We start from the raw sequence: 18104 nt of genomic DNA, 5'->3' as shown, positions 1-18104 counted from the left end.
GAGGAAAGGGCGTTGCCGCATAGTCAAGAAATCGATGCCGATGATGTTCTGCAGGTGCGCGGCCTGAACGTCGTGTTTAATCAGCAACAGCAGGCTTTTTCCGCCGTCCGCGACCTGTCGTTTACCCTGCGGCGCGGCGAAACGCTGGCGATTGTCGGCGAGTCGGGCTCGGGAAAATCGGTGACCTCGCTGGCCCTGATGCGCCTGCTCGATCGGGCGGTCAGCGAAGTGCGCAGCGATGCGCTACTTCTGCGCCGTCGCAGTCGGCAGGTGATTGAGCTGAGCGAACAGTCTGACGCTGAAATGCGCGGCGTGCGCGGCGCGGATATGGCGATGATCTTCCAGGAGCCGATGACCTCGCTCAATCCGGTCTTCACCATCGGCGAGCAGATTGCCGAATCTATCCGCTTACATCAGGGCCTGAAGCATGATGAGGCCCTGCGCGAAGCGAAAAAAATGCTCGATCAGGTGCGCATTCCGGAAGCGGAAGCCATGCTCTCACGCTATCCGCACCAGCTTTCCGGCGGGATGCGTCAGCGGGTGATGATCGCCATGGCGCTCTCCTGTCGTCCGGCGGTGCTGATTGCCGATGAACCGACGACCGCGCTGGACGTCACTATCCAGGCGCAGATCTTACAGCTGATTGCCGTCCTGCAAAAAGAGATGGCGATGGGCGTTATCTTTATTACCCACGATATGGGGGTGGTCGCCGATATCGCCGACCGCGTGCTGGTGATGTATCGCGGCGAAGCGGTGGAAACCGGCAGCGTGGAAGAGATTTTTCGCGCGCCGAAGCACCCGTATACCCAGGCGCTGCTGGCCGCGGTGCCGCGGCTTGGCGCGATGCGCGGCACTTCGCTGCCGCGTCGCTTCCCGCTGTTAAACCAGAGCCCGTCGTCGGAGGGGCAGAACACCGTTGTGGCCGGAGAACCGATCCTTAAAGTTCGCGATCTGGTGGCGCGCTTCCCGCTGCGTAGCGGAATTCTCAACCGCGTAACCCGTGAGGTGCATGCGGTCGAAAAGGTCAGCTTTGATTTATGGCCCGGCGAAACCCTGAGCCTGGTGGGCGAGTCCGGGTGCGGTAAATCGACGACCGGCCGGGCGCTGCTGCGGCTGGTAGAGACCCAGGGTGGCAGCATTATCTTCAACGGCCAGCGAATTGATATGCTAACGGGCAGTAAGCTTCAGGCGCTGCGCCGCGATATTCAGTTTATTTTTCAGGACCCGTACGCTTCCCTCGACCCACGGCAAACGGTGGGCTATTCGATTATGGAGCCGCTGCGGGTGCATCGGCTGCTGGAGGGCGATGCCGCCCGTGAACGGGTCAGCTGGCTACTGGAACGCGTCGGGCTGGAGCCGGAACATGCGTGGCGCTACCCGCACGAGTTTTCCGGCGGCCAGCGGCAGCGCATCTGTATTGCCCGCGCGCTGGCGCTCAATCCGAAAGTGGTGATTGCCGATGAGTCGGTATCGGCGCTGGACGTGTCGATTCGCGCGCAAATTATCAATCTGATGCTCGATCTACAGCGTGAGATGGGCATCGCATTTCTGTTTATCTCCCATGACATGGCGGTGGTTGAGCGCATCAGCCACCGCGTGGCGGTGATGTATCGCGGGCGTATTGTCGAGATTGGCCCGCGCCGCGCCGTGTTTGAAAACCCGCAGCACCCCTATACCCGTAAACTGATGGCCGCCGTTCCGGTGGCTGGCCCTGCGCATCGCCGTCCGCAGCGCGTGCTGCTCTCCGACGAGCTGCCGGGTAACATCTTCAAGCGGGGCGAAGAGGGGATCAGTACACCGTTACAGCAGGTGGGGCCGGGGCACTTTGTCGCCAGAGAGTCCGCCGCCGACGTGCTGGCGCGCTAACAACGACACCAATAATGCAGCATTTCAGGAGAACAACATGACTCAACGCGTATCAGGCAAATGGCTGTTGGCGCTGGGCGTCGCCTCGGCGCTGACAGCCGCTCCGGCTCTGGCCGCAAAAGATGTGGTGGTGGCGGTCGGTTCTAATCTTACGACCCTCGACCCGTATGATGCTAACGACACGCTGTCGCAGGCCGTCGCCAAGTCCTTCTATCAAGGGCTGTTCGGCCTCGATAAAGAGATGAAGCTACAGAACGTGCTGGCGGAAAGCTATACCGTTTCCCCGGACGGCCTGGTGTATACCATTAAGCTACATCCGGGGGTGAAGTTCCAGGACGGTACCGAGTTTAATGCCGAAGCGGTTAAGGCGAACCTCGATCGCGCCAGCAACCCGGAAAACCATCTCAAGCGTTATAACCTGTATAAAAATATCGCCAGCACCGAAGCGGTAGACCCGACCACGGTGAAAATTACCCTCAAACAGCCTTTCTCGGCGTTCATTAACATTCTGGCCCATCCGGCGACGGCGATGATTTCTCCGGCGGCGCTGAAGAAATATGGTAAAGAGATTGGCTTCCATCCGGTTGGCACCGGGCCTTATCAGCTCGATACCTGGAACCAGACCGATTTTGTGAAAGTGAAAAAATTCGCCGGTTACTGGCAGCCAGGGCTGCCGAAGCTGGACTCCATCACCTGGCGCCCGGTCGTGGATAATAATACCCGCGCGGCGATGCTGCAGACCGGCGAAGCGCAGTTTGCATTCCCGATCCCCTACGAGCAAGCGCCGCTGCTGGAGAAAAACAGCAAGCTAGAGCTGGTGGCCAGCCCGTCAATTATGCAGCGCTATATCAGCATGAACGTGACGCAGAAGCCGTTCGATAATCCCAAAGTGCGCGAAGCGATTAACTACGCTATCAACCGTCAGGCGCTGGTAAAAGTCGCTTTTGCCGGCTACGCCACACCGGCGACCGGCGTGGTGCCGCCGTCTATCGCCTATGCTGAAAGCTACAGCGCCTGGCCGTACGATCCGGCTAAAGCTCGTGAGCTGCTGAAAGAGGCGGGTTATCCGAATGGCTTTACCACGACGCTATGGTCATCGCACAACCACAGCACGGCGCAGAAAGTACTGCAGTTTACCCAGCAGCAGCTGGCGCAGGTGGGCATTAAGGCGCAGCTGACGGCGATGGATGCGGGCCAGCGCGCGGCGGAAGTTGAAGGTAAGGGACAGAAAGAGAGCGGCGTACGCATGTTCTACACCGGCTGGACGGCGTCGACCGGGGAAGCCGACTGGGCGCTTTCGCCGCTGTTTGCGTCGCAAAACTGGCCGCCGACCCTGTTTAATACGGCTTTCTACAGCAATCCGCAGGTCGATAAAGATCTCAATGACGCGCTGAAAACCACCGATGCGCAGGAAAAAACGCGGCTGTATAAAGACGCGCAGGATACTATCTGGAAAGAGTCGCCGTGGGTGCCGCTGGTCGTAGAAAAGCTGGTCTCGGCGCACAGTAAAAATCTGACCGGGTTCTACATCCAGCCGGATACCGGATTTAGCTTTGAACAGGCGGATCTTAAGTAGAGAGTTGTGGGTCCCCGGGCGCAGGCTGCGGGGAATTTGCGCAAGGAGAAGCATGCTCAATTATGTGATTAAACGCCTGCTGGGGCTGATCCCCACGCTGCTGATTGTAGCGGTGCTGGTGTTTCTGTTCGTGCATATGCTGCCCGGGGATCCGGCTCGGCTGATTGCCGGGCCGGAAGCCGATGCCCAGGTGGTGGGAATGGTGCGCCAGCAGCTTGGGCTCGATCGCCCGCTGCACGTGCAGTTCTGGCACTATATCAGCAACATTTTGCAGGGCGACTTTGGCACCTCGATGGCTTCCCGCCGCCCGGTGAGCAGCGAAATCGCCAGCCGTTTTATGCCCACTTTCTGGCTGACGATTGCCAGTATGGGCTGGGCGGTCATCTTCGGGATGGCGGCAGGGATCGTGGCGGCCGTGTGGCGCAATCGCTGGCCGGATCGTATAGGCATGGCGCTGGCGGTCACCGGCATCTCGTTCCCGGCCTTTGCGCTCGGTATGCTTTTGATGCAGATCTTTTCCGTTGAACTGGGCTGGCTGCCGACGGTGGGCGCCGACAGCTGGCGGCACTATATTCTGCCTTCGCTCACCCTGGGCGCGGCGGTGGCGGCGGTGATGGCGCGTTTTACCCGCGCCTCGTTCGTCGATGTTCTGCATGAAGACTATATGCGCACCGCGCGGGCGAAAGGCGTCAGCGAAACGCTGGTGGTGCTCAAGCACGGCCTGCGCAACGCGATGATCCCGGTCGTCACTATGATGGGGCTACAGTTCGGCTTTTTGCTCGGCGGTTCAATCGTGGTGGAAAAGGTCTTTAACTGGCCTGGTCTCGGACGTCTGCTGGTGGACTCGGTGGAGATGCGCGATTACCCGGTGATTCAGGCGGAAGTGCTCCTGTTTTCGCTGGAGTTTATTCTTATTAATTTAGTGGTGGACGTACTGTATGCCGCCATTAATCCCGCTATCAGGTATAAGTAAGGTGCGATTGCTCAACTGGAGAAGACAAGCGGTTATCAACGCGATGCCGGGGGTTAAACCCGGGCAGATACGTACCCCGTGGCACGAGTTCTGGCGGCGGTTTCGCGGCCAGCCGGTGGCGATGGGCGCGGGGATATTTGTGCTGCTGCTGATTGCGGTGGCGATCGTGGCGCCGTGGATCGCGCCGTTCGATGCGGAAAACTATTTTGACTACGATCGGCTCAACGATGGACCGTCGATGATGCACTGGTTCGGCGTTGATTCGCTGGGGCGCGATATTTTTAGCCGGGTGCTGGTCGGCGCGCAGATTTCGCTGGCCGCCGGGGTTCTGGCGGTATTGATCGGCGCGGCTATCGGCACCGTTCTTGGGCTACTGGCCGGGTATTACGAAGGCTGGTGGGATCGCATCATTATGCGCATCTGCGATGTGCTGTTTGCTTTCCCTGGCATTCTTCTGGCGATTGCCGTCGTGGCGGTGATGGGCAGCGGAATGTCGAACGTCATCATCGCGGTGGCGATCTTTTCGATCCCGGCATTTGCGCGTCTGGTGCGCGGCAATACGCTGGTGCTTAAGCAGCAGACTTTTATCGAGTCGGCGCGCAGCATTGGCGCCAGCGACGCTAACATTCTGTTTAACCACATTTTGCCCGGAACGGTATCATCGATTGTGGTCTACTTTACGATGCGCATCGGAGTGTCGATTATCTCTGCCGCCAGCCTGTCATTTCTGGGCCTTGGCGCGCAGCCGCCGACGCCGGAGTGGGGGGCAATGCTGAACGAGGCGCGGGCGGATATGGTGATGGCGCCGCACGTGGCGCTGTTCCCGGCAATTGCCATTTTTCTGACGGTGCTGGCGTTTAACCTGCTGGGTGATGGCCTGCGCGATGCGCTGGATCCGAAGATAAAAGGTTAGGCGTTCGAGGATTGTGCAGCCCGGACAGGTGTCCGGGAAAGCACACCGCACGCTAATCCTGTGCGGTTTTGTCGCCCGGATAGGGCGCATGAGCGCCGCTATCCGGGACAGGTTCAGCGGGCGGAATTAAACCCGGCTGCCCCACAGATCGTATTCGTCGGCGTGTTCGACTTTCACTCGCACAACGTCGCCCGGTTTGACTTTACTTTCGCCGTTGAGGTACACCGCGCCGTCGATTTCTGGCGCATCGGCCATGCTGCGGCCAATGGCTCCTTCTTCATCGACTTCGTCGATCAGCACCATAATTTCGCGGCCAACTTTCTCCTGCAGACGCTCGGCGGAGATCTGCTGCTGAAGCTGCATAAAGCGGTTCCAGCGCTCTTCTTTAACGTCTTCCGGTACCTGATCCGCCAGTTCGTTGGCGGTCACGCCTTCCACCGGGCTGTACTTGAAGCAGCCGACTCGGTCGAGGCGGGCTTCCTTCAGGAAGTCCAGCAGCATCTGGAAATCTTCTTCCGTCTCGCCCGGGAAGCCGACGATAAAGGTCGAGCGCAGGGTGAGTTCCGGGCAGACTTCGCGCCACTGCTTGATACGCGCCAGCTGACGGTCGGCGGAGCCGGGACGCTTCATCATCTTGAGAATGCGCGGGCTGGCGTGCTGCAGCGGGATATCGAGGTAGGGCAGAATTTTGCCTTCCGCCATCAGCGGGATCACATCATCAACGTGCGGATAGGGATAGACGTAGTGCAGGCGCACCCAGATGCCAAGCTTAGCCAGTTCTTCGCACAGGCTAACCATGCTGGTTTTAACCGGCATACCGTTGTGGAAGCCGCTGCGATGTTTAACATCGACGCCGTAGGCGGAGGTGTCCTGAGAAATCACCAGCAGCTCTTTTACCCCCGCGTCGGCCAGGCGTTTGGCTTCTGCCAGCACTTCACCAATCGGACGGCTGACGAGATCGCCGCGCATGGACGGGATGATGCAGAAGGTGCAGCGATGGTTGCAGCCTTCAGAAATTTTTAAGTAAGCGTAATGACGCGGCGTCAGCTTCACGCCCTGTTCCGGCACCAGGCTCAGGAACGGATTATGTTTAGGCTTCGGCGCGTAGTGGTGGACGTGCTCAAGCACCTGTTCATAGCTGTGCGGGCCGGTAATTTCCAGCACCTTCGGATGCACTTCGCGGATCTGATCTTCTTTTGCGCCCAGGCAGCCGGTGACGATCACTTTGCCGTTTTCTTTCAACGCTTCGCCAATCGCTTCCAGCGACTCCTGCACGGCGCTATCGATAAAGCCGCAGGTGTTAACGATAACCATATCAGCGTTATCGTAGGAGGGAACCACATCATACCCTTCGGTACGCAGTTCAGTCAGGATACGTTCTGAGTCCACCAGATTTTTCGGGCAGCCCAGAGAGACAAAGCCGATCTTCGGCTGAGGGGTGACATTGCTCATAGCTTAAAAAGTGTTCAATTATTGGGATGGTCAGGGCAGGGATTCTACAGAGATCGGCGGAAAGTTTATACTCCTTTTCTTGTTAGCCCGCAGACAGCAGCATCTCTTTTTACGGCGTTGATTATCCGTATTGTTGAGGAAAATAACGCCGTTATTCATCTTTTACCGCCGGAGCCAGCGCAGGGTGGTTTAAATCAGGTTTAAGCCAGAAACAGTAAAATAGTCACTGCTTTGGATTTTCATTTTTTATCAGGTTTCCGATGTTTAAAAAGTTGGGTGGTTCAGCGTGCGCGCTGGTAATGATTGGCACAGCGCCAGTTTATGCCGACGAGCTGGCGTTATATTCAGTGAATACCGGTTCATTTGTCTATCATATGACCGGCAATCACGGCCAATATAACGAAAAATTCAATAATCAATTTTTTTCCGTTGAGCGCAAGCTGTCGGCAGATTCGAAGTACAGCCTGTTAGTCGGGACCATGAAAAATAGTTTTGACGATCGCTGCCTCTCTCTGGGGGCAAGGAGAGACTGGTATGCGGGGACAAATGGCTGGACGTTTAAGGGCGTCTATGCCTACACCGGGGAGTTCTTCTTTAAAGCTTTTAGCGATTGCGGCGATTCAGGTACCTATCGAACGGCGAAGAAACTGACCGGCGTCGGTTTCTCTCCCTATATTTATCATGGCCTGCAGTACAATTTTACCCCTTATTTCGGCGTAGAAACCGGGATTATTATCCCGGCGATATTTGTGGTGAGCGTGCAGTGGAGTTTTCGTTGATTCGCCCGAAAGCCGCTTCCGGGCGAATTGATGATTAATGGCTTTGCGCAACGCCAGCGCCTGGCGCAGACCCCGGCGCGGTCGGTTCTCTATTATCGCGAAGCGTAAATACCGAAATTAACGTAAATACCCCGGCAACACCGCCCAGGATATAATACGTCTGCGCGAAGCCGATAGTGTCATACAAATACCCCGCCAGCGGCGAGTAAACGGCGGTGGCGATGGAGGCGACAAACAGCACCAGCAGGTAAACCGTCGATGACAGCTTGTTGTCGAAGTTGGCGGCAATGAATTTAAATACCGACACCAGGATCAGCGGTTTTTCCAGCGCATGCATCATTTTGACTGCGCCGATCCACACCGGACCCAGCGGGATCGCGGAGCCTACGATACGGACCGACATGATCAGTCCGGCGATGATCAGCGCCCACTTCGCGCCGGTGCGGTTTACAAACCACGGCATCAGGCATAAAAACAGCGTCTCCCCGCACACCTGAATGGAGGCCAGAATTCCGTACCAGCGATTCCCCTCCTCGGGCGTCGGGAACTGCAGGGAAAAGTACTGGGCAAACTGCTGATCGTAGGTATCGTAGATTTGCGTGACGAAAAGGGTGAAGACCAGCAGCATCCAGAACTGCCCGTTCTTCGCCAGCTCAAGGGCATGGGAAACTTTCAGGGCGCTGGTTTTCTGCATCTCCGCTTCGCTCAGTTCGATTTTGGTCAGCATAAAACAGATCGCGGCAATCACAATGGCGATGCTGGCCAGCCAGAAAGCAAGGTTCGGATTGCTGTCGATATACTTACCGACGATCCACGCCGCGGCGGCCCAGCCTAACGATCCCCACATCCTTACGCGGCCATATTCGAACTGGTAGCGCCGCGAAATTTTATCGATATACGAATCGATCACCCCGCAGCCGGAGTTAAAAATAATCCCCAGGTATACCCCGCCGAGCAGCGCGCCCAGCCAGAAGCTGTGCACCAGCAGCGGTGCATATAAATAAATAAAGAACGGACCCACCGGTAGCAGCATGGCGACGAGAAACCAGATGAGTCGTTTTTTCAGGCCGAATTTATCGGAAATAAAGCCAAAGAAGGGCTGCATCAGCAGGGCAATAAAGGCGTTAACCGAGTAGAGCAGGCCGGTTTTCGTGGCGCTAATCCCGAGATGCTGGGTCGTCCAGATAACAAAGAATGCCATGGTCGAGGACCAGGCGAAGAGGTAGAGGAAGTCGAAAAGACTCAACAAGATATAGTTTCTTCTGCCGGGATTAATCATTTCTGTTCCTTCAAGCGATAGCGTCAAAGGTTACAAGCAAGATAGAGCAACCTGCTGCGACCTGTTTTGTTATACGTATTACATATTTGTGAGGTGATATGACACCCGGCGACATTTTCAGGCAATGTGAATGGCGCTAATTTGTGATCATTGCGGCAAAAAAATAATTTTTCATCACATGGAAAAGAATTGATCTTGATTGAGAGCGTATAACATTTTTGCTTGAAGGGCGCAGGTTGAGCAGGCGAGGATTATAATCTTAGTTGTAACATTGTAAATAATGTTAATGACCTGAGAATTATTGATCTCACACAGCGTTTTGTACAAAAAATAACCATATTATAATTATGGTGAAGGACGATAGAGGAGGAACTGAGATGAACGTTGACAGACTGTATCGTAACCTGATGAATAAACTGATTAATGCCTCCATTGATCTTGATGCTTATTTACAGTTGCGTAAAGCAAAAGGCTATATGTCAGTCAGCGAAAACGACCATCTACGTGATAACTTGTTTGAACTGTGCCATGAAATGCGTGAATACGCGCCGCGCCTGCAGCACGCCGTTGCGCCGGAGGAAAAGGAAGCCCTGCGCCTTGCGGGCGAAGCCGTCGCTTCCGCGGCGGTATGCCTGCTAAGCGGACTTCATGATTGCCCGTCCTACATTGCGGTCAACGTAGATAAACTGGAAAGCTGCCTGGCGGTATTGCGGCTAAACATTCATAAATTGAATGATTTTGCCCCCATTACCCACGCCTGAGACAGGGGGAGCCTGCTCCCCCTGATTAATGTTATGTAAAAATCCCTTCCCGCTTCCCCACGCTGGCTACCCTTATCAGCATTGCTGACAAAAGGAGTATGCCATGCGCCAGACCGTCACCCTGATAGCGCTTACCGCGCTGCTGTTACCCACTGCCGTCCTTGCCGCCCGGGAGCGCGTGGAGGTGTTGCAGAACCAGCTCGAACACCCGTGGGCGCTGGCCTTCCTGCCGGACGATCGCGGTATTTTGATTACCCTGCGCGGCGGCGAACTCAAGCTCTGGCAGCGCGACAAAGGCCTCTCGTCGGCGATCCCGGGCGTACCGCAGGTCTGGGCTAACGGGCAGGGCGGTTTGCTGGACGTGGCGCTGGCACCGGACTTTGCCCAGTCGCGCCGGGTCTGGCTGAGCTATGCCGAGGGCGGGGATGAGGATAAAGCCGGGACCGCGGTGGGCTATGGCCGATTGAGCGAGGATCTCCAGCGTCTGGAAAACTTCCAGGTGGTGTTCCGCCAGCAGCCGAAGCTCTCTACCGGCAATCATTTTGGCGGACGGCTGGCGTTCGACGGTCGCGGTCATCTGTTTATCGGTCTCGGAGAGAATAACCAGCGTTCAACCGCTCAGGATCTCGATAAGCTGCAGGGAAAAGTGGTGCGGCTAACGGCTGATGGCAAAGTCCCGGCCGATAATCCTTTTGTCGGCCAGTCTGGCGTCAGGCCTGAAATCTGGTCTTACGGAATTCGTAACCCTCAGGGATTGGCGATAAACCCGTGGAGCGAGACGCTGTGGTTACATGAGCACGGGCCGCGCGGCGGGGATGAGATCAACATCGTGCAAAAAGGTAAAAACTACGGCTGGCCGCTGGCGACGCACGGCATTAACTACAGCGGCCTGCCGATCCCGGAAGCCAAAGGCAAAAAGGCGGAAGGCACCGAAGCGCCGCTATTTGTCTGGGAGAAGTCGCCGGCGGTGAGCGGTATGGCGTTTTACAACGCGCAGGTTTTTCCGCAGTGGCAACACAGGCTGTTTATCGGCGCGCTGAAGGATGAATCGCTCATTGTGCTCAAGGTTGATGGCAATAAAGTCACGGAGCAGGAGCGCATTCTGACCGATCGCGGTAGACGCATTCGCGACGTACGCGTTGGACCCGATGGTTATTTGTATGTGTTAACCGACGAATCCAACGGTGAGCTGCTGAAGGTGAGTCCGGCGGGTTAAAATCAGGTGACCGGGATCATCACCACGTTGCGCCAGGCCTGACGTTCGCCGATCTGCTGGTACCAGCGCTGCAGATGCGGGCGCGGCTGCCAGGTTTTTACCGTTTCCAGCAGGTTGTAGACGAACGGCGCGACGGCGATATCGCCGAGGCCGAAGGCATCGCCCGACAGCCACTGATGGCGCGACAGCTCGTCGTCCAGAATAGCGAACAGCGTCTCGCAGGCGGCAATACCGGCTTCAATGGCGGCAGGATCGCGTTTTTCAACAGGCGTTCTGACCAGGCCCATTAAAACGGGTCGATGGGCAGGCGAGAGCGAACCGTTGGCCCAGTCCATCCATTTTTCTCCCTGGGCGCGCTCGGCGGGCGACTCCACCCACAGGCGATTCTGACCATACTGCGCGGCCAGATAGCGGATAATGGTGTTTGATTCCCAGAGCACGACATCGGTCGTTGCATCTTTCAATAGCGGTACCAGACCGTTGGGGTTCATGGCCAGATAGGCCGGATCGTGATTCAGACCGAACTCCAGGCCTGCCAGAATTTGCTGATACGGGAGGTCGAGTTCTTCCAGCACCCAGCGCACTTTCTTCACATTGGTTGAGTTATTTCTGCCCCACAGCGTAATCATATCCGCTCCTGCTTTTTATTTCGCCGCCATTGCGGCGTAGTGAGCATTCATGTTGGAATAAAGTTAATATTCCGGCAAGTGATTTTATTCTGCTGAAATTAAACGCTTTTTATACCCACTACCTTGCGTTTGGGGCACCCTTGGGACACAACGTCAGAAAAACTGCTGTTAAGCATTTCCACCTGGTTGCGGTCCATCTCTCCGATCCACTTCGAGTAAATCTCATAAACCATCTTTGCATTCTCGTGGCCCATCTGTCCGGCGATAAAGGACGGGTTAGCACCGGCAGTTAAAAGCCAGCATGCGAACGTGTGGCGCGACTGGTAAGGGCGTCTGCTCCTGATCCCCGCTTTCTTTAATCCCGCCTCCCAACTATACCCCAGAGACTGAGAACCGTAATACTTCGTTTCCCCGCGCCAGTTTTTTGGCGGGACAAACACGAACCGCAGTTTTTGTTGTTCAGTTAACCCGTGTTCGCGGTGATGGAAAGTGATTTCGGTTTTGCTTAATGCGCCAGTTAGCTTGAATTGTTCGCGCAGAGCATTCAGCGCAGGTTCAAGTAGGGTAACAGTTCTGATCCCCGCTTCGGTTTTGGGTGGCACAAACAGCCCCTCATTCGTCTGGTTACGTCTGACGTGAAGCTCACCCTTATCAAGGTCCACATCCTCCCAGGCTAAAGCTGTAAGCTCTCCATGCCGAAGGCCGGTAAAGATAGCTGTAGTCCAGAGCAAAGCATACCGAGGGGATAACGCTTTTATAAAACCTTCGTACTCGCTCTGGAGAAGCGGATCCGGGTCTCTCCTGGAGCGCTTAAGCATCTTTATACCTTCGTGAGGGGTATGCTCGATAAAGCCGCTCAGATTCGCCAGCTTGAGCAATGCAGTCAGATTGTTCATCAGGCCGTTGACCGTGGATACAGCGCGACCTTTTCTTTTAAGCCAGGGCGCGTGATCGCTAAAGGTGTTACCAGTTAATAGCGCGTTCCTGTAATTCAACAGGTCGGTATGCTGAATATCCGCAATATGCGTATTACTTCCGACGATAGCGCAAAGTGTTGCTATGCGTGATTTTGCACCTCTGTATGATGCAGCTGAGACCTCAAGCTTTTTGGCATTAAGATAAACTTTGCACAATTCACCGAAGGTTTTAATTTTTTGCGTCGTAGTGAATTTTTTAAGCGCCTTTGATTCAGGGAAGTGCTCTGCATAGTCAAATTTACCTTGCTGAATCTCACTCATGATTAAAGCACGGAGATTGCCAGCTTTTTTTATATTGCTATTTGATACAGTCCAGCCTCGCAAAACTTCGCGGCAACGTATGCCGCGATATAGAAAGCTAATTCTTATTCCTTTCCCATGCAGCTCTACGCCAGCAGGCATATTCATTATGTTTCCCCGACAAGCCTATTAATCCTGGTGTAGTTGTAGAGAAGCGTTACCCTTCCTTCTGAAGCTTTTGGATCTGGTGGGTGCTTCTTATAATGAATGCCCTCGATCCATCTCCCCTCCCGGTAAGATTTAATTTGCCGGGGAGTCATATACATCTTCGCTACAATTCCCTTTTCCATCACCCATTCATCTTCTTGAGTAATATCGGCCATAAATAACCTCATGGCCGGGAAACTATAATCAGTTCCCCGGATTAATGTTGATTATTGGAAATCAGTTCAGTTGTGTTTTTGTGTAATTCAGTCGTTCCATGCTTCCAGTTCGTTTTCGATCTCCTCGTCGATTTCGTCGTTTGTAGCTTCTTCGTCCAGGTGGTCACGCGCCTCTTTGAGGTACTTTTCCCGGCGCTCACGATACCAGGCTGAAAATTCTGGCGACCATCCGTTTGGCTCACCGTCATAGTCTACCTTAGCGTTACGTTCAGCCATGCTCTCGACCATGCTGTAAGCGGTGGTCAGCGCTGCTTCGCGGATATACCCATGGAGGTCACTCTTACGCCAGAACGGATTCACCTTAGAATCGCAGATAGGTTTAAATTCCACTTCCCAGCGACGGATACAGCGTGCATTTAGTGATTTGTTCATCGTGATACCTCCGCTTTAAGCGCTTTATACGCACGAAGCACATGTGATGTTTTCCCGGAAATAACTGTTTTCATTATAAAGAAACCGCTACGTTTAGACCGAACGGAAGGAGCCAGGAATAAGGCGGTATCAACGGCGCGGTTGTGTAGGCGGAATTCGAATACCGTGCTGGTTATAATAGCGGTTGCGATTACAACTTTATCGTTAAATTCTATTTTCATAATTATTTATTCCACGCTGCTGGTCGTAATTGAAAGTTTGCAGGCCTTGAAGGTAATGACTTACGAACTAAAGACTGCGTAGCCTTTAATTGGTCTTTCTTTTTTTCCTTTTCGTTACAGATAGGGCAGTAATAAGCCACTTTGCGATAAGCTCCTCGGCCAGAAGGGCGATATTGCAACTCTTCGCGTGGAAAGGAGCCGCCGCAGCTAAAGCAATGGAGTTTTTCGGCTTCCATAATTATTCCTTTGTTCAGGTGCGTGGGTACCTGCCATTTAAGGCATTAAATATTTTTGTGATAATTAAAATGAAACTTCGGTATTTACTTTGTATTGACCTGTAAGCAAGTCAGCATCGACGGAAATTAAATCTCCGTACAGGTCATAATTTAAAACAACATCACGAAATTGAAGCCCTGAAAGCGCATCCGTACGACCGCAAAACATACGGTCTTCTTCGTGCTTTGTTGCTTCATGAATATCTTTTATTGACGCCATGGCATCAGACCACATGCCACTGTTACCAATAAATTGCGCAATAGCGAGTTTGCTTTGAGCTGCTTTAACCATCGGGTTGCTTTGCAGAAAATTAGCCATTGAACACCCCCGTAACATGTAGAATTTTGATGATCGTCGCTGACCAGGCAACAAGGCAGATAGCCAGAACAATTACCAGTGAACGAATACCGATTCTGCTCATCTCCTTACCCTCGTGTGTGTTGAGTTCTAAACAGACCTTGCAATGCAGTGCCGGGTGCCTCCCGGTGATACCAGCCAGTTAACAACTGGTACCGACAGCTTCTTTTCCACCCCACTCTTTTTAGAAACGAGTGATACCGCTTAACTGAGCCGCGTGCGCATAGCCGCATTCACTGCATTGCAAAGCCTGTTGATTTTTAGCCTTCAGGCGGCCAACCGAACGTTTTCTTCTTGCCAGTCACTGCGCGGTGATTGGTCTGGATGGGATAAACTTAGAATAACTTAAGTTTTCAATCAAGATTTATTTTGTAGAAAAACTTAAATTTAAGGGCGTAAGAAAGTAACCCATTGATTAAAATGGATTACTTAAAATTTGGAGTGAGGCTACTTTTTCGAGGCGCGCTTTCTGACTTTTAGTAATTCTTCGAATCGTTGGTTGTTCATCTCTACGCGTGCTCGCAACTCATTGAGAAATCCTTCTCGATCAGAATCAGGAAGGGCATCAAAAAGCCCGAGCAGTTCTTGCTGTTCCTCCGATAACTCTTTTTCCTGGTGCGGAATAGGCTCACCTGGGATCTGGTCATCATCACCATAAAGTAACCACGTTGGATTGCATTGCAGACCACTGCTCAAAGCAAACAGCCTCTTACCAGCTGGCTGGGTTTCATCCCTTTCCCACTGGGAGATTGTGACGTGCGAAACCTTGACCAGCTTAGCAAGAGCGGACTGAGAGAGTTTTAACTGTTTTCGCCTTTCGAGAAGGCGCGAGCCAAAGGTTTTATTTTCCATCATTAGAGAATTCTAAATTTTCTTGACTTAAGTTTCTCTACGATCAAATATCCTTAGGAAAACCTAAGGAGATGAGCCTGTGTTTAAACAAGATGCAATCAATTACTTCGGCAGCAAGTCGAAATTAGCCAAAGCTGCGGGCGTAGCCCCCGCGTCAGTTTCCGTTTGGGGTGAACTCGTTCCTGAAAAAAATGCGATGAGGCTGCAACTGGCTTCTGGGGGGGTCCTGCAATACGACCCTGAAGTTTACGATCAACATGCTAAAGCAAAACGTTCTGGTGAGGTGAATCATGAAAATCAGGCATGAACGCATTCGCGAGGCCATGAATGCCTGGGCGCTTTATCCAGGTGGCCGTAAAACGCCTGTATCAGCAATTGTCGACGCTTACTTCTCCATGGGTATGACAACCCCAGAGCTTTACGACGACAGCCACCCTGACGCACTTAGCCGCAATATCCAGAAGATTTACCGCTGGGTTGAAAGTGATTCACCTGCATCAATCGAAAAGATTGCGCAGCTTCTCCCCGCGATTGAACGTGCTATGCCGCCGTTACTACTTGCGCGGGTGCGTAGTTACTACTCTGAAACTTTCCGCGAACTTCTTCACCGCAAACAGCGTGTCGACGACGAAATGGAGGCGCTGTTCGGAGCAATGATTGCTATCTCTGACCGGATTGCTGATGGCGGCTCTTCCGGTAACACGCTGATTCACTAAGCGAGGTTCAACCATGCGTAACCAGTCTGCTGCTGAATTGATTGCTCGCCTGAAACGAGCGTATCCGGCGTATGAGCCGTCTGAAGGAGATTGTGCAGGCACTGGCATCCCTAAGGCCGGTTCTCGCTTCCAGCACAGACACAAAGGCCACATGGTGACGGTACTGACAGCGACAGAGAAAGATGTTTCCTACCGCAAAGCCTGCGGGTCTGTTGGCTGGGTGGGGTTGAGAGAGTTTTTACGGCTACACAATGAGGTTTCGGAATGAACAATCAGGTGTTTGAAATTGTTCAGGCCATGTCGGGACAGGGGAACTGCATAACGATCCCCGGACCGTATCTGGATTTCTTTGCAGGAGACAGGCAGCAGCATTTGCTGGCGGCCATTCTCAATCAACTGGTGTTCTGGTCGGGCAAGTCAAGTCTGGAAAATGGCTGGTTTTACAAAGAGCACGCAGCGCTTGCGAAAGAGATCCGCGCTAAAGACGGCGATGTGGTCAGAAAAGCAATGTTCAAGATTACAGAGCAGTACCTGGCGGGAGTTATTGAGGAAGAACTTCGGCAGGTAAGCGGCACGCCGAAGAAGCATTATCGCGTCGATCAGGAAGCGTTAATTGCCAAGATTTTCCCGCAAGGGGGGAATTCAAATAAACCATTGAAAGATATGGATTCGGCTCAAGAGCCGAATGGAAACGGCTCAAGAGCCGAATCGAAGCAAGTGATTGAAAGTAATGGAAACGGCTCTCAAGCCGAATGCATTCGCCCCAAGAGCCGAATGGAAACGGCCCAAGAGCCGAATCCTGGAAACGGCTCTCAAGCCGAATCCTATCTCTATACAGATCTTAAAAACAGATCACTACATACAGATCATAAAAACCACGCGGGAGAGATTTCTCCTGTGGATAACTTTTCTGAATCGACTCAGAAAACAATCACGCCGGAAGCAAACATTCCTGATGCTACCGAAGACGGAATCCTGGCTACCGATGACGATTTCGATCTCGCGATGTGGTTCTGGTCGACCATCATCGAGATGTACGAACGCGCCGCAGAATTCGACGGCTGTCTGGCAAAGCCGAAGGAACCAAATTTTGTTCGCTGGGCACAGGCAGTTCGTCAACTGCGCCAGGAGCACGGCTGCAGCCACGACCAAATCCGCACCATGATTGAACGCATTCAGCGCGACCAGTGGTGGTGCGGAAAGGTTCAGGACATGCCGACGCTACACCGTAAATGGCCTGAGTTGGTGCTGAAGCTGTGCCCGGTAAACCTTGCTGTCGGTGGCAATCTCGGGTTTAGCGGCAAAGTTCAGGCGGATATTCCGAAGGGGTTTAGGGGCTGAGGAGTTTTTTCAATGAAAACAACCAAATCCAAAAAAACACAATACAGCGGTGAAATCACGATGATCGAATTTCTCAAGGCCAATCCTGATTTGACCACTAGGGAAATCGCAGCTGCGCTGGGACGTGGTATGTCGTCGGTCGGTAATCAGCTTCGCCAGTTACACGGAACGGGTCAGATTACCCAAAGCGGCATGCGGAATGGCGCGGCAGTGTGGTGCTTCAACGATATGCCGTTTGGCTGCGCGAACCGGCTTCGGGCGAAGTTTGAAAACCTTCTGAGGGAATGTCGCGGGGCCGCCCAATGAAATTACAGCAATGCCCTGATTGCGGCGCGTTACCTGAGTACCACTGGAGAGATTATACGTTTGGCTCTTGCTCTGGCGCACTGAAATGCCCCTTTGACCATTACCGAGTCCAGCAAAGCTACTGGGCTGGTGGCAAGGATAAAGCCAGAAGAAAGCTGGAAGAAAAATGGGCTGAGGCGGTTAATAAAAACGAGGTTAAAAATGGCTAAGAATTCAATCGACGTATACGGCGCCAGCGGAAAGACAAATGCTCTGAAGTTTGATCCTGAAAATCTGCACCTGGTCACCGATAAGACCCACCCTCTCTACGATGAGCGGGTCCACCTGCCGATCGACGAAGGGATGGTACTAAACATTAAGGAGTTGGGTGTACTGGAGCCGATTATCGTCTGGAAAGACCCTGAAACAGGGCTCACATGCGTTGTTGTAGGCCGCCAGCGCGTTAAACATACCATTGAGGCAAATAAACTCCTTCTTAAAGAAGGCAAAGACCCACTATTTGTTCCAGGAATCGTTAAGCGCGGGTCAGCAAATCAGATGGCTAAATACATGGTCAGCG

At 53.4% G+C, this 18104-nt stretch carries 23 protein-coding genes and 1 pseudogene; 13 read left to right on the top strand and 11 right to left on the bottom strand.

Features of this window, described 5'->3' with window-relative positions:
- The first annotated feature begins 12 nt into the window (after positions 1-12).
- The 4 genes from gsiA to gsiD are packed head-to-tail and all read left to right on the top strand — an operon-like array spanning position 13 to position 5328.
- Positions 13-1866, top strand: a complete 1854-nt coding sequence (gsiA, locus tag HMPREF3178_RS15155) for a glutathione ABC transporter ATP-binding protein GsiA (RefSeq protein ID WP_017146289.1) — start codon at positions 13-15, stop codon at positions 1864-1866.
- 37 nt (positions 1867-1903) lie between these two features.
- Positions 1904-3442, top strand: coding sequence for a glutathione ABC transporter substrate-binding protein GsiB (gsiB, locus tag HMPREF3178_RS15150; protein ID WP_017146288.1), 1539 nt, complete (start codon positions 1904-1906; stop codon positions 3440-3442).
- A 52-nt stretch (positions 3443-3494) separates the two neighbouring features.
- On the top strand, positions 3495-4415 hold the full coding sequence (gene gsiC, locus HMPREF3178_RS15145; protein ID WP_004100533.1) for a glutathione ABC transporter permease GsiC: 921 nt from the start codon (positions 3495-3497) through the stop codon (positions 4413-4415).
- A gap of 1 nt (position 4416) precedes the next feature.
- On the top strand, positions 4417-5328 hold the full coding sequence (gene gsiD, locus HMPREF3178_RS15140) for a glutathione ABC transporter permease GsiD (RefSeq protein ID WP_017146287.1): 912 nt from the start codon (positions 4417-4419) through the stop codon (positions 5326-5328).
- 126 nt (positions 5329-5454) lie between these two features.
- Here the strand turns inward: gsiD and rimO are convergent, their stop codons facing one another.
- On the bottom strand, positions 5455-6780 hold the full coding sequence (gene rimO / locus HMPREF3178_RS15135) for a 30S ribosomal protein S12 methylthiotransferase RimO (protein ID WP_070585301.1): 1326 nt from the start codon (positions 6778-6780) through the stop codon (positions 5455-5457).
- Between the two features lie 299 nt (positions 6781-7079).
- Between rimO and HMPREF3178_RS15130 the strand changes: the two genes are divergently transcribed.
- Positions 7080-7559 (top strand): hypothetical protein, encoded by a 480-nt coding sequence (locus tag HMPREF3178_RS15130; protein ID WP_026055890.1) that lies wholly within the window; start codon positions 7080-7082, stop codon positions 7557-7559.
- A 34-nt stretch (positions 7560-7593) separates the two neighbouring features.
- Here HMPREF3178_RS15130 and HMPREF3178_RS15125 read toward each other — a convergent pair whose 3' ends face one another.
- Positions 7594-8835 carry an oligosaccharide MFS transporter gene (locus HMPREF3178_RS15125; RefSeq protein WP_162098348.1) on the bottom strand — a complete coding sequence of 414 codons (1242 nt, stop codon included), beginning with the start codon at positions 8833-8835 and terminating at the stop codon, positions 7594-7596.
- 380 nt (positions 8836-9215) lie between these two features.
- On the opposite strand from HMPREF3178_RS15125, the gene bssR reads away from it, so the two are divergent.
- Positions 9216-9599: a biofilm formation regulator BssR gene (bssR, locus tag HMPREF3178_RS15120; protein WP_017146286.1), complete on the top strand. Its 384-nt coding sequence runs from the start codon at positions 9216-9218 to the stop codon at positions 9597-9599.
- Positions 9600-9702: 103 nt separating this feature from the next.
- A complete protein-coding gene (locus HMPREF3178_RS15115; RefSeq protein WP_017146285.1) occupies positions 9703-10815 on the top strand; it encodes a PQQ-dependent sugar dehydrogenase in 1113 nt (370 codons plus the stop codon).
- A gap of 2 nt (positions 10816-10817) precedes the next feature.
- Here HMPREF3178_RS15115 and HMPREF3178_RS15110 read toward each other — a convergent pair whose 3' ends face one another.
- The 9 genes from HMPREF3178_RS15110 to HMPREF3178_RS15080 all read right to left on the bottom strand — a co-directional run bounded on the left by HMPREF3178_RS15110 (position 10818) and on the right by HMPREF3178_RS15080 (position 15182).
- Complete coding sequence (locus HMPREF3178_RS15110; protein ID WP_004100548.1) at positions 10818-11444, bottom strand: glutathione S-transferase family protein; 627 nt, start codon at positions 11442-11444, stop codon at positions 10818-10820.
- Positions 11445-11542: 98 nt separating this feature from the next.
- Positions 11543-12829, bottom strand: coding sequence for a site-specific integrase (locus HMPREF3178_RS15105; RefSeq protein ID WP_070585299.1), 1287 nt, complete (start codon positions 12827-12829; stop codon positions 11543-11545).
- On the bottom strand, positions 12829-13044 hold the full coding sequence (xisR, locus tag HMPREF3178_RS15100) for an excisionase family protein (RefSeq protein WP_004111685.1): 216 nt from the start codon (positions 13042-13044) through the stop codon (positions 12829-12831). The genes HMPREF3178_RS15105 and xisR overlap by 1 nt, the downstream gene beginning before the upstream one ends.
- A gap of 87 nt (positions 13045-13131) precedes the next feature.
- Positions 13132-13476, bottom strand: coding sequence for a hypothetical protein (locus HMPREF3178_RS15095; protein ID WP_070585297.1), 345 nt, complete (start codon positions 13474-13476; stop codon positions 13132-13134).
- Positions 13473-13697 (bottom strand): hypothetical protein, encoded by a 225-nt coding sequence (locus HMPREF3178_RS31755; protein WP_070585295.1) that lies wholly within the window; start codon positions 13695-13697, stop codon positions 13473-13475. The genes HMPREF3178_RS15095 and HMPREF3178_RS31755 overlap by 4 nt, the downstream gene beginning before the upstream one ends.
- Before the next feature lie 2 nt (positions 13698-13699).
- Complete coding sequence (locus HMPREF3178_RS30985; RefSeq protein ID WP_139146032.1) at positions 13700-13933, bottom strand: hypothetical protein; 234 nt, start codon at positions 13931-13933, stop codon at positions 13700-13702.
- A gap of 64 nt (positions 13934-13997) precedes the next feature.
- Positions 13998-14291 carry a host cell division inhibitory peptide Kil gene (locus HMPREF3178_RS15085; RefSeq protein WP_053064730.1) on the bottom strand — a complete coding sequence of 98 codons (294 nt, stop codon included), beginning with the start codon at positions 14289-14291 and terminating at the stop codon, positions 13998-14000.
- Entirely contained in the window at positions 14284-14394 is a 111-nt protein-coding gene (locus HMPREF3178_RS32105) for a hypothetical protein (RefSeq protein ID WP_323807551.1), read from the bottom strand. The genes HMPREF3178_RS15085 and HMPREF3178_RS32105 overlap by 8 nt, the downstream gene beginning before the upstream one ends.
- Positions 14395-14777: 383 nt before the next feature.
- The gene (locus HMPREF3178_RS15080) at positions 14778-15182 is read right to left on the bottom strand and encodes a helix-turn-helix domain-containing protein (RefSeq protein ID WP_025108070.1); all 405 of its coding nucleotides are present in this window, start codon (positions 15180-15182) and stop codon (positions 14778-14780) included.
- Positions 15183-15261: 79 nt separating this feature from the next.
- On the opposite strand from HMPREF3178_RS15080, the gene HMPREF3178_RS15075 reads away from it, so the two are divergent.
- From HMPREF3178_RS15075 to HMPREF3178_RS31750, 6 genes and pseudogenes are all read left to right on the top strand, one after another.
- Entirely contained in the window at positions 15262-15489 is a 228-nt protein-coding gene (locus HMPREF3178_RS15075; protein ID WP_023158876.1) for a Cro/CI family transcriptional regulator, read from the top strand.
- Positions 15473-15898, top strand: coding sequence for a toxin YdaT family protein (locus HMPREF3178_RS15070; RefSeq protein ID WP_070585293.1), 426 nt, complete (start codon positions 15473-15475; stop codon positions 15896-15898). Before HMPREF3178_RS15075 ends, HMPREF3178_RS15070 begins: the two co-directional genes overlap by 17 nt.
- Positions 15899-16162: 264 nt before the next feature.
- The gene (locus tag HMPREF3178_RS15065; RefSeq protein ID WP_070585291.1) at positions 16163-17239 is read left to right on the top strand and encodes a hypothetical protein; all 1077 of its coding nucleotides are present in this window, start codon (positions 16163-16165) and stop codon (positions 17237-17239) included.
- Between the two features lie 12 nt (positions 17240-17251).
- Positions 17252-17545, top strand: coding sequence for a hypothetical protein (locus HMPREF3178_RS15060; protein ID WP_070585290.1), 294 nt, complete (start codon positions 17252-17254; stop codon positions 17543-17545).
- Entirely contained in the window at positions 17542-17754 is a 213-nt protein-coding gene (locus tag HMPREF3178_RS15055) for a hypothetical protein (protein ID WP_017146272.1), read from the top strand. Before HMPREF3178_RS15060 ends, HMPREF3178_RS15055 begins: the two co-directional genes overlap by 4 nt.
- A pseudogene (locus HMPREF3178_RS31750) lies at positions 17747-18104 on the top strand (hypothetical protein); the annotation flags it as partial. The gene HMPREF3178_RS15055 and the pseudogene HMPREF3178_RS31750, both read left to right, overlap by 8 nt.

This window comes from Klebsiella sp. HMSC09D12, from assembly GCF_001808475.1.
Classification (GTDB): Bacteria; Pseudomonadota; Gammaproteobacteria; order Enterobacterales; family Enterobacteriaceae; genus Klebsiella; species Klebsiella oxytoca.
This window is presented reverse-complemented; position numbering and strand designations above follow the sequence as displayed.